The sequence below is a fragment of the Streptococcus infantis genome (assembly GCF_047460825.1).
Taxonomy (GTDB): Bacteria; Bacillota; Bacilli; order Lactobacillales; family Streptococcaceae; genus Streptococcus; species Streptococcus infantis_V.
The window spans coordinates 150771-165498 of sequence record NZ_JASHFO010000001.1 but is presented as its reverse complement, the minus strand read 5'-3'; the positions used below and the strand labels follow the sequence as shown (position 1 = coordinate 165498).

Below are 14728 nucleotides of genomic sequence, written 5' to 3'. Positions count from 1 at the left end.
CCTTAGCGTTTTGACAATTTTTCTTCGATCGTTGCAATCATTTCATCGCGAACTTCTTTGACTGGAATCTCAACGATAACAGATCCAAGGAAACCACGAACAACTAAGCGCTCTGCAGTTGCCTTGTCCAAGCCACGGCTCATGAGGTAGTACATATCTTCTGGATCAACTTGTCCGATAGAAGCCGCGTGACCCGCAGTAACATCATTTTCATCAATCAAAAGAATCGGGTTGGCATCTGAACGCGCTTGGTCTGAAAGCATGAGAACACGACTCTCTTGTTGCGCATCTGCTCCCTTGGCACCCTTGATAATGTGGCCGATACCGTTGAAAGTTAAAGTTGCTTTTTCAAGAATAACCCCATGTTGAAGGATATTACCGATAGAGTTGCAACCATAGTTAGTCACTCGAGTATCAATCCCTTGAACCTGACGTCCACTTGAAAGTGCAACGACCTTGAGATCTGCATGGCTACCATTACCAATCAAGTCACTATCAAAGTCTGCAACGACGTTTCCTTCATTCATGACACCGATAGCCCAGTCAATACTTGCATCGTTGCCCAATTTACCACGGCGGCTAATGTAGGCTGTCACATTTTCTCCTAGACGGTCAATCGCTGCAAACTTCACTTGCGCGCCTGAACGTGCAATGACTTCTACTGTGATATTAGCAGTTGCTTTGGCAATACCTCCACCACGAGACTCTAATCGTTCGAGGTAGCTAATCTTACTATTCTTACCAGCGATAATGAGGATATGCTTGTTAAATGGCACATCGCTATCGCTATCTTGATAGAAAATTCCTTCGATTGGTTCAGCAATCTCCACGTTATCAGGAATGTAGAGAACAGCACCACTGTTAAAGTAAGCAGTGTGATAAGCTGCCAGCTTGTCATCATCGTACTTAACAGATGACATGAAAAATTCTTCTACGAGTTCTGGAATTTCTTCTAAAGCTGAATGGAAGTCTGTGAAGACCACTCCTTGTTCAGCCAACTCAACTGGAATTTGTTCGAAAACAGTTTGAGTTCCAACCTGCACCAATTTCAAGTGATTATCTAAAGCAGTGAAATCAGGGACATTTGCTGACGGTTCACTTTCTGTGATGGTACCATCACCAAGATTCCAACGGTGAAATTTTACACGCTCGATGACTGGCAATTCCAAAGTCTCAATCTTATCAAAAGCTTTTTGACGGAGGTCAGCCAACCAGCTTGGTTCGGCGTGCATTTCTGAAAAAAGTTTAATAGTTTCTTTAGTCATTTACTTCTCCTAAAAGATACGAGGGAATTACAATTCTTCCTTGTAGTCATAGCCAAGTTCTTCAGCTAATTTTGCGTATCCTTCACGCTCCAAACGCGCAGCCAATTCTGGACCACCAGAAAGGACAACACGCCCTTCCATCATGACGTGTACCACATCAGGTGTGATGTAGTTCAAAAGACGTTGGTAGTGAGTGATAATCATAGCACCAAAGCCTTCACCACGCATAGCATTGACACCTTTAGAGACAACTTTAAGAGCATCGATATCAAGACCTGAGTCAATCTCATCCAAAAGGGCAAAAGTTGGTTCCAACATCAAAAGCTGAAGAATTTCATTACGTTTTTTCTCACCACCAGAGAAACCTTCATTGAGGTAACGCTCTGCCATCTCTTCTTTCATGTTGAGCAATTCCATTTTCTCGTCCAACTTAGTGATAAACTCACGAACTGAGATTTTCTCATCGTCTTCTTTACCAGCATTCATGGCTGCTCGAAGAAACTCAGCATTGGTAATTCCAGGAATTTCTGATGGGTATTGCATAGCAAGGAAAAGTCCCATACGCGCACGCTCATCCACTTCCAACTCAAGGATATTTACACCGTCAAACAAGACTTCACCTTTAGTGACTTCATAGTTTGGGTTTCCCATAATAGCAGCTGAAAGAGTAGACTTACCGGTACCATTTGGGCCCATGATAGCTGCAATTTCTCCTGTTTTAAGAGTCAGATTAACCCCTTTTAAAATTTCTTTTCCTTCGATTTCAACGTGAAGATCTTTGATCTCTAATACTGACATGATAATTCCTTTCTTTTCAATCCGTTTTACCATTTCGCTAGAAAATTGTCCTTAGTTTTCTAGTAAAAAACGATAAAATATCAATAAATATACTTTAATAGTATAACAAAAAAAAGCCTAAAAGGCTTTAATTTTGTCTAGAAGCTGAGGGTTACTTCTTTCCACGAAAATGATCATCTATAGCGCTCACAATTTTACCCATAATATAGCTGACTCTAAAATTTCTTAGGATTAAAATAGCCCAAAGCAAGGCCACGATATACCGTTGCTCCATGATGGATTCATTAAAGAAATAAGTCTCAGCAGCAGTAAATAAGGCCATAATTATAAATTGTTGTCTGTTCATCGTATTATGTCACAAAATCCTTTTAATCTTCTGCAATAGTTACTTTATCCGCTAGAAATTCAAATCCTTGAGGAAGGATAGATTCCTCCTCTTCTTCCTTTACCGGTTGACCTTGAGAGGATTTAGCCTTAGCTGAGAAGTCTGCTCTGACTTCTTTCCATTCTTCCATGGAAATAGCAAGAATCTCTGGTGAAAATCCCGCTGCTTGACTAAGGATATTGCCAAACATAGTGTTCAGATTATCACGTTTCATGGTTTGGCCAGCATTGAAGTTAGATTCAAATGCAAGAATAGCATGATGCTCATTTGCCGCAACAGGTTGAGAGCCAACTAAAAGCGCCTTATCTGGACCTGACAAACTTTCAATAACTTCTCCCCAAGCATTTTGAAGACGGATTAGATTTTGACGGGCTAAATCAGGATTTTCAACAGCTTCTTGAAGAATAGACTGAACCTTATTGCGATCTACGCGATAAATTGACTTGCTGCTAACTGGGCGACTTGGCGTTGGTGTGGTCTGTTTGGGACTTATGTTAACATTTGCCAGAGCCTGTTTCAATCGCGCAACTTCTTCTCTAAGAGAAGATAATTCCTCAGCCACATCACCTGAAAGTCCTGGTTGGGAATCAAGTTCTGTCAAACGAATGGTCATCATTTCAGCATAAATCTTAGGCTGTAAGCTAGCCTTGATATCAGCTAAACTACTTGTTGCAATTCCAATCATCTCAAACAAAATAGCCTGTGAAAGACCTAGGTTATCCTTGAAGAGATCACTATAGTGAGTATTCTCCCCTCCAGTTTGGACAATCAAAATATCTCGCAAGTATTGCAACAAATCCGTTACAAATCGTGTCATGCTTTTTCCGTTATCAAAAATCAAATTTAGATTTTCCAAAGCACGAGTCACATCTTTTTGTGCCAAGGCAGCCACATAATTATCCAAAGCACTTAGACTAATAGTCCCAGTAATTTCCTCAGAAACAGCTGTCGTTAATCTAGCATCTTGAGTCAAGCTCAATGCTTGGTCTAAAATGGACAAAGCATCCCGCATACCACCTTCGGCTCTACGAGCGATAATCTCGACAGCTTCAGACTCATAATCAATCCCTTCCTTCTCTAAAATATGGAAAATATGATCTCGAATATCCTGAGTTCTAATAGATTTGAACTCGAAGCGTTGAACACGAGACAAAATGGTTGCAGGAATCTTATGAAGCTCTGTTGTTGCTAGAATAAAAACAACATTAGGAGTTGGTTCTTCAAGAGTTTTCAAAAGGGCATTGAAGGCTCCTGTTGAAAGCATATGAACCTCATCAATGATATAGACCTTATACTGAGCTATACTTGGAGCATAGGTTGATTTATCACGGATATCACGAATTTCATCCACCCCATTGTTCGAGGCCGCGTCCATTTCGATAACGTCTTCCAAGCTACCGTCTGTTACAGCTTGACAGATATAACAGTTATTGCAAGGTTCTCCTCCCTCTTGATTAGGGCAGTTCATAGCCTTGGCAAAAATTTTGGCTACGCTGGTTTTTCCAGTTCCACGAGGCCCTGAAAATAGATAGGCATGGCTAATCTTTTCCTGCTCTACGGCTTGTTTCAGAGTTTTTGCAACAATTTCCTGGCCTACTAACTGTGAAAATGTTTGACTTCTATATTTTCGATAAAGGGCCTGATACATTACGCTTTCTCCTCAAACATTGAAAAATTCCATTCGGTTTTCTCTAACAAAATAGAAACAAACTCTTCTAGATATTTCAGATCCAAATCATCATAATCATCAACAAGAGATGAATCTAAATCTAGAACGCCCAGAAGACGTCCCTCTTTAACCATCGGCACAACAATTTCACTACGAGCACTACTATCACAAGAAATATAGTTTGGATAGGTTTTAACATCACCAACAATCACTGTTTGACGACTAGCTGCAGACTCTCCACAAACACCTTTTCCAAGAGCGATTCGTACACATGAAACTCCACCTTGAAAGGGTCCCAAAATCAGTTCATTCCCATCAAATAGATAGAAACCTGCAAAAACAGTATTGGGAAAACTTGTTTTTAGCAGAGCACTGGCATTTGATAGATTAGCCAACACATTGCGCTCTCCTTCTAAAAGATAAGAGAGCTGTTCATTTATTGTTTGATAAAGTGATTCTTTTTCTGAATATAGCATAAAACCATTATATCAAAAAATGCTAGTAGAAAAAAGAAAAATCCCTTGTTTTAAAAACAAAGGATTTTATTCAAATTCGAATGGATTAAAGTTCGATGTCTCCGAACAAGTCAGCCATTGAGAATCCTGTTTGAGTTTCAGGAAGTTCAAAATCACGTTTTTCTTGACGTTTTGGACGACGTGGACGTGGAGCGCGTTTTTCTTCTTTTTGTCCTTCTTCTTGAGCTGGACGTTCTTCAAGAGCTTTGATAGAAAGAGATACACGTTCTGCATCAGCGTTAACTTCAAGAACTTTAACAGTAACTTCTTGACCAACTTTAAGAGCTTCTTTTGGATTTTCAATACGTTTGTGTGAAATTTGTGATACGTGAACAAGTCCATCGATACCTGGCAATACTTCAACAAATGCACCGAAGTCAGTCAAACGTTTAACTGTACCTTCTACAACATCACCTTTAGCCAATTTTTGCTCAACGCCATCCCATGGTCCAGGTGTTGTAGCTTTAAGTGAAAGTGATACGCGTCCTTCTTCTTCGTTAAGATCAAGGATTTTCACTTCAACTTCTTCACCAACAGTTACAACTGATTTTGGTGAAACGTTACGTTCGTGTGACAATTCAGTCAAGTGAACCAATCCGTCAACACCTCCAAGGTCGATGAAAGCACCGAAGCTAGTGATACGTGCAACTTTACCAGTTACAACATCACCAACAGCCAATTTACCGAATACTTCAGCACGAGCTGCTGCAGTTGCTGCTTCTACAACTTCACGACGTGAAAGGATGAAGCGGTTTTCTTTAGGATCAACTTCTTTGATTTTAGCATCAAACTCTTGACCTACAAAACGCTCAGTGTTACGTACAAAACGAGTATCCAACATTGAAGCTGGGATAAATCCACGTACACCTTCAAATTCAACTGAAAGTCCACCCTTAACAGCGCGAGTTCCTTTAACTGTAACAACTTCTTCTTCGCGTCCTACAAGTTTGTCCCATGCTTTGCGAGCTTCAAGGCGTTTTTTAGATACAAGGTATGTTACTGTATCAGTATCTTTACCAACTACTTGACGAAGTACAAGAACATCCAATACTTCACCTACTTTTACAAAGTCATTGATATCTGCATCGCGATCGTTTGTCAATTCGCGAAGAGTCAAGACACCTTCAACACCAGTTCCAGAGATTGCAACGTTAGCTTGAGTAGCATCAACTGTCAATACTTCAGCACTAACAACATCACCTGGCTCAACTTGGCTAACGCTATTTAGCAAATCTTCAAATTCGTTCATCTAAAAAATCCTCCAACAATCAAGTTTTTCTTAAACTTGACATACTTATAATTTTTTCCTAAGCACCCGCAAAGACATGTTATATCGTTCACGTCCTTCAATTATAAAAATAAAATACCCTAAGATATTTTTCTTTTTATCCTTGAATTTATTACCTAAGAACTGGGGTAGCTGGATTCGAACCAACGCATGAGGGAGTCAAAGTCCCTTGCCTTACCGCTTGGCTATACCCCAAAAGTGAAATGGAGAGAGAGGGATTCGAACCCCCGAACCCGAAGGAGCGGATTTACAGTCCGCCGCGTTTAGCCTCTTCGCTATCTCTCCAATGTTCAACAAAAACTATTATATCATGAAAATTTACAAAAAACAAGCTTTATTTTGCTAAATTATAGTTTTCAATCAAAATTTCCACAGCTTTTTCAAGTTTTTTATAAAAACTATCGACATTTCCATTCTTTATGATCGCAAATTGATTATCTAGTTCAGCAATTTCACCAATAACCTTTTTACCAATCGTTAAAGTATACCCTTCATACTTTTCTTTACCAACTAAAACAGTTGCGTCTGTTAATTGAATTTCAATTTTTTTATCTTTTTTACTCATACGATACCTCTTTTCACTCTTCCTATTGTACAAGAAATTTAAAAAACTGGCAAGAAAAAACTCTTTATCAAGACAACCTTGATAAAGAGTTTTTGTGACAAAATCTAATTTTTTAATCTAGGGAAGACTCATTGTTAGTGGGTTGTCCCACCCACTAATTTTATGTCCTTATCTTTATAATCTACTATAGCACCAATCGCAGCTTCGATACCTCTGACGATATCAGTTAAATTCATAGATGCTGTATTAGGTTTATTGATCACCTGTTCTGTCATATAGGGAATATGCATAAAGCCTGCTCTCATATTTGGAAACTTTTTATCCGCTAAATAGAGAGCCTGGTACATCAAATGATTACAAACAAAGGTTCCTGCTGTATTGGACACTGTAGCTGGCAACCCTTCCTCTTTAATCGCATGAACCATTGCTTTAATAGGGAGTGTGCTAAAATAGGCTGCTTGACCGTCCAGGCGTATAGGTGTGTCTATCGGCTGATTTCCTTGGTTGTCTGGAATTCTAGCATCATCTTGATTGATAGCGACTCTCTCAGGAGTTAAACTCGCTCTTCCTCCTGCTTGTCCGATGCAAAGCACCGCATCTGGCTGAAAGCGGACAATTTCTGCTTCTAAAACCTCTGCTGATCGATAAAAGATCGTTGGGATTGCTACCCAATGAATCTCTGCGCCATGAATCTCTGACGGTAATGATTTAACAGCTTCCAAGGCTGGATTGACCTTTTCACCACCAAAAGGATCAAAACCTGTTACTAATATTTTCATTTTATTTCCTTTGCTAAAACGCCAAATAGTACATCAAAAATATATGTAGAATAATCATGATAATAGCCACTCCTACTTGCGCTTTGATAACCCCATTTGGATCTTTCATATCCAGGAGAGCTGCCGGTAAAGCATTAAAGTTAGCCGCCATTGGAGTCAATAAGGTTCCACAGCAACCTGCCGTCATTGCTAGAGCTGCAGCCACGATTGGATCAGCTCCCAAGGCAAATACAAAGGGAACACCAATTCCAGCAGTAATAACTGTGAAAGCAGCAAATGCATTCCCCATTATCATGGAGAATAGAACCATCCCAAGGACATAAGCTAACACTCCCATAAAACGACTACCTGAAGGCACTAGACCGCTTATCAAATGAGAAATCAGGTCTCCAACTCCTGCTACGGTAAATATTGCCCCTAAAGCACCTAAAAGTTGAGGCACAATCCCACTGGTTGAAACTTGTTGCACCATGCGATTGTTTTCTGCTAACAAACTTCTAGGAGAACTCTTAGTAATCAATAAAAGAGAGATGGTTGCGAAAAATGCTGCAAGACTGATAGCAATCTTACTAAACTCAGGGATCATTTTTGCTAATACCAAAGCAATCAAAGCCATTAACATGACTGGAATAAAAATTTTATTCTTTAGTCGTTTAGCTTCAATATTTGCCTTGACTTCATCCAGAGACGGTAAGGTTCCGATACGAACCTGTTTAAAGAGAGTTAGCAGGGCTAATAGCACTACGATAACTCCAATACAGACAGAAGGTAGATAGGAACCACCGATAAAACTGATGCCCAATAAAGCCCAAAACCCAGCCGTTCCAAAGCGAACTGGGTTTGTTTTATCTCTATAGCTACAATAAGCCGTATGAAGGAATTGACAACCAATCACAATATAGGTCAACTCTAATAACTGTCTTGCTAGATTGGTCATTCTTCTTTCCCTTTACTAAGCTTATTAGCTAGCAGTTTTTTATCAAACAGATAATTGTAAATCCCTACTACAAGAAGGGCAACTCCTGCAATAATAAGTGAAGCCGAAGCGATGCCTGCATAATTACTTTCGTAACCTAATTGGTCCAGAGTGCCCCCAACTAAGAGGACACCACCTGCACCAACGAAAGTATTCTGAGCAAAGAAATTTGCAAAATTATCATTTGCTGCTGCACGCGCTTTTAGCGCTTCGCTCTCCTGCACCGTTAATTTTCTACCTAATTGTGACTCCGCTGCTGCTTGTCCCATGGGTTGAACCAAAGGCCTTACAAACTGCGGATGTCCTCCTAGACGAATGGCAAAGAAACCATCGAGTTCCCGAAAAAAGAAATACACTGTATAAAAACTTCCTACAGTCAGTCCTCTAATCTTTTGAATCAAGCCAATCGAACGTTGCTTGAGCCCAAAAGTTTCTGATAAACCTACCAGTGGCAAAGTCACTATAAAAATCGTCAGAACTCGTTGATTACTAAATTCTTTTCCCAAAATTTCCAAGAACTCAACAAGAGAAACTCCAGAAACTAGAGCTGTAACTAAACTAGCTAAGACTACCGTTGCAATGGTATCTAATTTATAGATAAAACCAACCACAATGATAAGTATCCCTATTAGTTTTATCCATTCCATATAGGCCCCTTTTCCAAAATACTAATATGGTTTATTTGACATGACTTTCTAGTTCTTTTTGGTATTTATTGTTTGATTCCAATTTCTCTTTTTGCCATTTTTCAAGAGCTGCTTGGTATTCTTTAGCAGATACAATCTCTTTTTGCAATTTCATTCCCTTGAAGATGTACGGATCACCCTTAATACCAACTTGTGAGTATGGTTTAGAGAAAGGAACAATGTTGCTGACAACTGGTGAACCACCTGATGAAGCTGTTGGCATCAAGAGAGAACTATCAGTGAGCCACGCTTGAGCTTTAGCATATTTTTCATATCTCTTATCCAAGTCGTTTGTCTCAGAAACTGCATCATCCAAGAGTTTCTTATATTCGTCCAAACCTAGTTGAGCTACTACTTCCTTATCTTTCCCTTTAGTAATACCAAGGTGTTTCATAGCAGAACCGGTCTTAGGATCCATGATATTGAGATAACTTGCTGGATCTTGGTAGCTTGGAGCCCATCCAGTACTGTTCAAGTCATAGTCTTTTTGAGCAGGAACACGTGCTTGAGATGTAATGCTTTCCTTCTCGTTATCAGTCATTTGAAGAACATCGATCACGACATTTTCAGAACCAAGTGTTGACTCGATTGATTGTTTAAAGGAATTGCTTTGTTGAACGGCAATGGTATCTGTCTGTTCAACTGGAACATCCAAGTGAATTGGGAAGGTTACACCTTTTGCTTCCAATTCTTTCTTAGCTTTTTCAAATGAAGCTTTGGCTTTGTCAGGATTGTAGATGGTATCTTTTCCGTCAACGAGCTCAACACCTTTCCATTGGTCTCCATAGTTGATCAATTCTTTTTGAGCGATATCACCAAAGTTTTTACCACCAGATTGAACGAAATTGTCTGGTACTAAGCTATTACGAATAATCTTATCCGCACCATCTTCACCATTGAGCTGGGCAGCATAAGAATGACGGTTGAAGGCAAAGTTGATTGCTTGACGGAAGTCCTTGTTCAACATTGCTTCTTTTGTAGAAGTTTTCTGTTCTTCACTTGTTTTCGCGGTCTTATTGAAAGATTGACGGTTTACGTTAAAGGTAAAGTAGTAACTAGTTGAATCTTGTGGGCTATAAGTAATTTTATCTCCGTATTGTTCCAAAGTTGAGGCAAAGTTTGAGCTACTTGGGAAGAGGCGAGCTGTTGTGTAAACACCTGAAGAGAAGCTACGAATCAAGGATTCTTGGTCTGAACCATCATAGTAAGTTAATTTAACTTTCTCGATTTTAACCTTCTCTTTATCCCAATAATTTGGATTCTTTTCATATTCGATTAAAGATTTTGAAGTCAATGTCTTCAAGATATATGGACCGTTATAAAGAATACCAGCTGGGCTGACCGTTCCGTAATTCTTACCTGATGCTTTGAGGAATTCTTCATTTACTGGCAACATAGTTGCTGAAGTTACTTTTGAATTCCAGAAAGTTTCAGGTGCATTTAGAGTGTACTCAACAGTATAGTCATCTACTGCCTTAACACCAACTGTTGAGAAGTCGTTAGTCTCACCAGTCATATATTCATTCAAGCCCTTGATTGAGTTTTGAATAAGAGTGACACCGTCTGATTTGCCATCTGCTACGTGTTTCAACCCTGTAACAAAGTCATGCGCAGTTACTTCAGCGTATTCTTCACCTTCTGACGTGTACCATTTAACCCCTTTACGAAGTTTATAAGTATAAGTCAAACCGTCTTGTGAGACACTCCAATCCTCAGCAAGGGAAGGAATCAAATTCCCATATTCATCGTTTTCCAACAAACCATCAACGACGTTACCGATGATATCAGTTGTTGAAGTACGAGTTGCGATACTGTAGTCCAAAGATGATGGGTCTACTCCATAGACATAAGAGAAAGTTGTAGGCGCATCTGCTTCCTTGTCAGCTTTCCCACAAGCTACAAGAAGAACTGCTGTACTCAGGACCACTCCTGCTGTTAACATCCACTTTTTCGTTTTCATAAAGAACTCCTTTAATAATTTTTAATCTACTTTTACAATCCAACCTTCTGGTGCTTCAATGTCACCAAATTGGATACCTATCAATTCATCGTATAGTTTACGAGTTACTGGACCAACCTCTGTCTCACTGTAGAACACATGGAAGTCATCACCGTGTTGGATTCCCCCAATAGGTGAAATTACTGCTGCAGTACCGCAGGCACCTGCTTCTACAAATCGATCCAAACTATCAATTGGTACATCCCCCTCAACAGGTTTCAAGCCCAAACGATGCTCTGCCAAGTAAAGCAATGAGTACTTGGTAATGGATGGCAAGATTGATGGACTCAATGGGGTTACAAACTCATTATCAGCTGTAATTCCAAAGAAGTTTGCTGAACCGACTTCTTCAATCTTGGTGTGAGTTGATGGGTCAAGATAAATAACATCTGAGAAATGACGGGATTTAGCCATTTTTCCTGGCAAAAGACTAGCTGCATAGTTCCCACCGACCTTGGCAGCCCCTGTTCCATTTGGTGCAGCACGGTCATACTCATCTTGAATCAAGAAGTTTGTTGGAACCAATCCACCCTTAAAGTAATTTCCAACTGGCATCGCAAAGATGGTAAAAATATACTCCTCAGCTGGTTTTACCCCAATGATATCTCCAACACCAATCAAGAGTGGACGAAGGTAAAGGGTTCCACCTGTTCCATAAGGTGGTACGTATTCCTCATTAGCACGTACAACGGCTTTACAAGCCTCTACAAACATTTCTGTTGGAACTTGTGGCATCAAGAGACGATCACAGGTACGTTGCAGACGTTTAGCATTTTCATCTGGACGGAAGAGTTGAATACTGCCATCCTTTGTACGATAGGCTTTCAATCCTTCAAATGCTTGTTGTCCATAGTGAAGGCTTGGAGATGATTCTGAGATATGCAAGGTTGCATCTTCTGTTAATTCTCCTTGAGCCCATTGTCCATCTTTAAAATAAGCGATATAACGATAAGGTAGTTTCATATAGGAAAAACCGAGATTTTCCCAATCGATCATAACTGTCATGATAATCTCCTTTATTCTAATCAGGCTTTGTGTTCTATTCTACACTATTCTCCTAAAAATTCAAGTATTATTTGTAATTTTCTGAAAATTTTACTTATAAAAAATCAGTCACTAGGACCGATTTTTAATTTTCTTTGATTTCTTTAAAGATTTCTTTGAGATAAGCATCAAAAACTTCTTCATCAGAAATGCTATCTGAGATAAAGCTTCCATTGCTTGTACGTTCTGATAGATTCAAATCTTGTAGGATTGCTTCGTAAATCGTTCCATTATTTGATTGAATCACAAGCGTTTGTTCTCCATCTTCTACTTCGGTACTAAAGAGATCTCCAACAAATCCTTGTTCTGAGACCGCTCCAGCCAAGAATACGCGATGGGGTTTACTCTTTAATTCTCTCAAGACTTGAAGACCACGATTGGCACGACTGGTTGCTGGAATTTCCTCTGTTGAAACACGTTTCAAACTTCCACGTTGCGTTAACAGATAGAAGGATGACGTATTGCAGATAAAGGCAGATTGAAGCTCATCATCTGCTTTCAAGTTCATGGCTTTGACACCTGCAGCTTTAGCACCGATAACTGGCACTTCTTCGATATTAAAGCGAAGAGCGTAGCCATTTTTACTGATTAATAGAACATCATTCAATTTAATCGGAGCTACTGCTACAATCTGGTCACTATCGTCTTTCAACTTAGCGTACTTGACAGATTTAGAACGGTAGGTTCTCCATGGAGAGAATTCTTTGCGTTCAACACGTTTGATTTGGCCAAGTCGTGTTGCTGCAAAGTAAGTTGTCTCATCGTCAAACTGATCCACCACTTCGACGTAAAGTACTTCTTCAGTGGTTTCAAAGTTTGTAATAGACTGGCTCAAATGCTCTCCGATATCCTTCCAACGAATATCTGCCAACTCATGGACTGGTCGATAGATGACATTTCCAAGCGTTGTAAAGATTAAGAGGTGCTGGGTAGTCTTGACGGATTGGACGAATAGCAAACGGTCATCATCCCGTTTTCCAATCTCCTCTAGCGTTGAAGCTGCAAAGGAACGAGGGCTAGTACGTTTGATGTAGCCTGCCTTGGTTACGCTGACGTAGGTATCTTCCTCTGCGATAAGACTAGCTGTATCAATCTCAATTACTTTAGCAGTATCTTCTAAAGTACTCAATCGAGGTGTCGCAAATTTCTTCTTGACCTCACGAAGCTCTTTTTTCATGAGATTGTACATAGTTCGTTCATCACCGATGATAGCTGCAAGCATAGCAATCTTTTCACGAAGTTCTGCTTCTTCTTCTTGCAAGACAACCACGTCTGTATTGGTCAAACGGTACAGTTGCAAGGTAACGATGGCCTCAGCCTGTTCTTCTGTAAAATCATAGCTGACCTTGAGGTTTTCCTTAGCGTCAGCCTTGTTCTCAGAAGCACGGATAAGGGCAATAACTTCATCCAGGATAGAGATGACACGAATCAAACCTTCCACTATATGGAGACGTTTTTCAGCCTTTTCCTTATCAAAGCGAGAACGCGCCAAGATCACTTCACGACGGTGGGCAATATAGCTAGACAAGATTGGTACAATCCCAACCTGACGAGGTGTGAAATTGTCAATCGCCACCATGTTGAAGTTGTAGTTGATTTGTAGGTCAGTGTACTTGAAAAGGTAGTTGAGAACAAGCTCCGTGTTCGCATCTTTTTTGAGTTCGATAGCAATGCGAAGACCATCACGGTCAGACTCATCACGAACCTCAGCGATACCTGCTACCTTGTTATTGACACGAACTTCATCAATTTTCTTGACTAAGTTAGCTTTATTGATTTCATAAGGAATCTCAGTAATAACGATTTGTTCCTTACCACCTTTAAGCTTCTCAATTTCCGTCTTAGAACGAACAACCACGCGCCCTTTACCAGTTTCATAGGCCTTTTTGATTTCATCACGGCCTTGGATGATAGCTCCCGTAGGGAAATCTGGCCCAGGCAAGAATTCCATCAACTTATCTACCTTGGCAGTCGGATGATCAATCATGTAGACTGTCGCATCAATAACTTCGGCCAAATTATGCGGTGGAATATCTGTGGCATAACCAGCTGAAATCCCTGTAGAACCATTGACCAAAAGATTTGGAAAGGCTGCTGGCAAGACAGTTGGCTCTTTCTCGGTATCGTCGAAGTTCCAAGCAAAAGGAACTGTCTTTTTCTCGATATCCTGAAGAAGGTAACCTGCAATCTCAGACAAACGGGCCTCTGTATAACGCATAGCGGCAGGTGGATCACCGTCCATGGAACCGTTGTTACCATGCATTTCAACTAGAATCTCACGGTTTTTCCAGTCCTGAGACATACGAACCATGGCATCATAGATAGAAGAATCCCCATGTGGGTGGAAATTACCCATGATGTTACCGACAGACTTGGCTGATTTACGATAACTCTTATCAAAAGTATTGCCATCTTTATTCATCGAATAAAGAATACGACGCTGAACCGGCTTCAATCCATCTCGAATGTCTGGCAAAGCCCGGTCTTGAATGATGTACTTGGAGTAGCGACCAAAGCGCTCTCCCATGATGTCCTCCAGGGACATGTTTTGGATATTACTCATATAAGATACAAAGCCCGTAAAATGCAAAGTGAAAATAGGAAATTCCTGCAGTGAGCGATGCTCACAAGAGAATTTATCTTTTTCACACAGTATTTAGGGCGTGTTCAACTCCTTTCAAAGAATGTAGAGTAGATTTTATAGAAAGGGTGTTCAGTTACTTTATATAACTAAACTATCCTTTCTGTAGTTTAAATTG

At 40.1% G+C, this 14728-nt stretch carries 13 protein-coding genes and 2 tRNA genes; all 15 read right to left on the bottom strand.

Features of this window, described 5'->3' with window-relative positions:
- Positions 1-2 precede the first annotated feature (2 nt).
- A complete protein-coding gene (gene sufD, locus QM911_RS00805; protein ID WP_414312803.1) occupies positions 3-1265 on the bottom strand; it encodes a Fe-S cluster assembly protein SufD in 1263 nt (420 codons plus the stop codon).
- Between the two features lie 27 nt (positions 1266-1292).
- Complete coding sequence (gene sufC, locus QM911_RS00800) at positions 1293-2063, bottom strand: Fe-S cluster assembly ATPase SufC (RefSeq protein WP_000114489.1); 771 nt, start codon at positions 2061-2063, stop codon at positions 1293-1295.
- A 151-nt stretch (positions 2064-2214) separates the two neighbouring features.
- Positions 2215-2409 carry a DUF3272 family protein gene (locus tag QM911_RS00795; protein ID WP_049525865.1) on the bottom strand — a complete coding sequence of 65 codons (195 nt, stop codon included), beginning with the start codon at positions 2407-2409 and terminating at the stop codon, positions 2215-2217.
- A gap of 22 nt (positions 2410-2431) precedes the next feature.
- The gene (gene dnaX, locus QM911_RS00790) at positions 2432-4096 is read right to left on the bottom strand and encodes a DNA polymerase III subunit gamma/tau (protein WP_414312802.1); all 1665 of its coding nucleotides are present in this window, start codon (positions 4094-4096) and stop codon (positions 2432-2434) included.
- A complete protein-coding gene (locus tag QM911_RS00785; protein ID WP_414312801.1) occupies positions 4096-4593 on the bottom strand; it encodes a GAF domain-containing protein in 498 nt (165 codons plus the stop codon). Before QM911_RS00785 ends, dnaX begins: the two co-directional genes overlap by 1 nt.
- 85 nt (positions 4594-4678) lie before the next feature.
- On the bottom strand, positions 4679-5881 hold the full coding sequence (gene rpsA / locus QM911_RS00780) for a 30S ribosomal protein S1 (protein ID WP_001001618.1): 1203 nt from the start codon (positions 5879-5881) through the stop codon (positions 4679-4681).
- Between the two features lie 162 nt (positions 5882-6043).
- Positions 6044-6115: transfer RNA gene (locus QM911_RS00775), tRNA-Gln, on the bottom strand.
- A gap of 9 nt (positions 6116-6124) precedes the next feature.
- A tRNA-Tyr gene (locus QM911_RS00770) sits at positions 6125-6205 on the bottom strand.
- Between the two features lie 49 nt (positions 6206-6254).
- Positions 6255-6485, bottom strand: a complete 231-nt coding sequence (locus QM911_RS00765; RefSeq protein WP_000037108.1) for a DUF2969 domain-containing protein — start codon at positions 6483-6485, stop codon at positions 6255-6257.
- A 134-nt stretch (positions 6486-6619) separates the two neighbouring features.
- Complete coding sequence (gene pcp, locus QM911_RS00760; RefSeq protein ID WP_414312800.1) at positions 6620-7264, bottom strand: pyroglutamyl-peptidase I; 645 nt, start codon at positions 7262-7264, stop codon at positions 6620-6622.
- A gap of 13 nt (positions 7265-7277) precedes the next feature.
- Entirely contained in the window at positions 7278-8201 is a 924-nt protein-coding gene (locus tag QM911_RS00755; RefSeq protein ID WP_414312799.1) for a DUF979 domain-containing protein, read from the bottom strand.
- Entirely contained in the window at positions 8198-8887 is a 690-nt protein-coding gene (locus QM911_RS00750) for a DUF969 domain-containing protein (protein ID WP_414312798.1), read from the bottom strand. The genes QM911_RS00755 and QM911_RS00750 overlap by 4 nt, the downstream gene beginning before the upstream one ends.
- A 31-nt stretch (positions 8888-8918) precedes the next feature.
- Complete coding sequence (locus QM911_RS00745) at positions 8919-10886, bottom strand: peptide ABC transporter substrate-binding protein (RefSeq protein WP_414311508.1); 1968 nt, start codon at positions 10884-10886, stop codon at positions 8919-8921.
- A gap of 21 nt (positions 10887-10907) precedes the next feature.
- Positions 10908-11930, bottom strand: a complete 1023-nt coding sequence (locus tag QM911_RS00740) for a branched-chain amino acid aminotransferase (protein WP_414312797.1) — start codon at positions 11928-11930, stop codon at positions 10908-10910.
- A 124-nt stretch (positions 11931-12054) separates the two neighbouring features.
- Positions 12055-14532, bottom strand: coding sequence for a DNA topoisomerase IV subunit A (gene parC / locus QM911_RS00735; RefSeq protein WP_414312796.1), 2478 nt, complete (start codon positions 14530-14532; stop codon positions 12055-12057).
- Positions 14533-14728 lie beyond the last annotated feature (196 nt).

What these genes read in the sequence shown, in the direction of transcription:
- dnaX (WP_414312802.1), bottom strand. Translation starts at nt 4,096, where the DNA reads ATGTATCAGGCCCTTTATCGAAAATATAGAAGTCAAACATTTTCACAG.
- QM911_RS00755 (WP_414312799.1), bottom strand. Translation starts at nt 8,201, where the DNA reads ATGACCAATCTAGCAAGACAGTTATTAGAGTTGACCTATATTGTGATT.
- rpsA (WP_001001618.1), bottom strand. Translation starts at nt 5,881, where the DNA reads ATGAACGAATTTGAAGATTTGCTAAATAGCGTTAGCCAAGTTGAGCCA.
- sufC (WP_000114489.1), bottom strand. Translation starts at nt 2,063, where the DNA reads ATGTCAGTATTAGAGATCAAAGATCTTCACGTTGAAATCGAAGGAAAA.
- QM911_RS00795 (WP_049525865.1), bottom strand. Translation starts at nt 2,409, where the DNA reads ATGAACAGACAACAATTTATAATTATGGCCTTATTTACTGCTGCTGAG.
- QM911_RS00750 (WP_414312798.1), bottom strand. Translation starts at nt 8,887, where the DNA reads ATGGAATGGATAAAACTAATAGGGATACTTATCATTGTGGTTGGTTTT.
- pcp (WP_414312800.1), bottom strand. Translation starts at nt 7,264, where the DNA reads ATGAAAATATTAGTAACAGGTTTTGATCCTTTTGGTGGTGAAAAGGTC.
- QM911_RS00765 (WP_000037108.1), bottom strand. Translation starts at nt 6,485, where the DNA reads ATGAGTAAAAAAGATAAAAAAATTGAAATTCAATTAACAGACGCAACT.
- sufD (WP_414312803.1), bottom strand. Translation starts at nt 1,265, where the DNA reads ATGACTAAAGAAACTATTAAACTTTTTTCAGAAATGCACGCCGAACCA.
- QM911_RS00745 (WP_414311508.1), bottom strand. Translation starts at nt 10,886, where the DNA reads ATGAAAACGAAAAAGTGGATGTTAACAGCAGGAGTGGTCCTGAGTACA.
- QM911_RS00785 (WP_414312801.1), bottom strand. Translation starts at nt 4,593, where the DNA reads ATGCTATATTCAGAAAAAGAATCACTTTATCAAACAATAAATGAACAG.
- QM911_RS00740 (WP_414312797.1), bottom strand. Translation starts at nt 11,930, where the DNA reads ATGACAGTTATGATCGATTGGGAAAATCTCGGTTTTTCCTATATGAAA.
- parC (WP_414312796.1), bottom strand. Translation starts at nt 14,532, where the DNA reads ATGAGTAATATCCAAAACATGTCCCTGGAGGACATCATGGGAGAGCGC.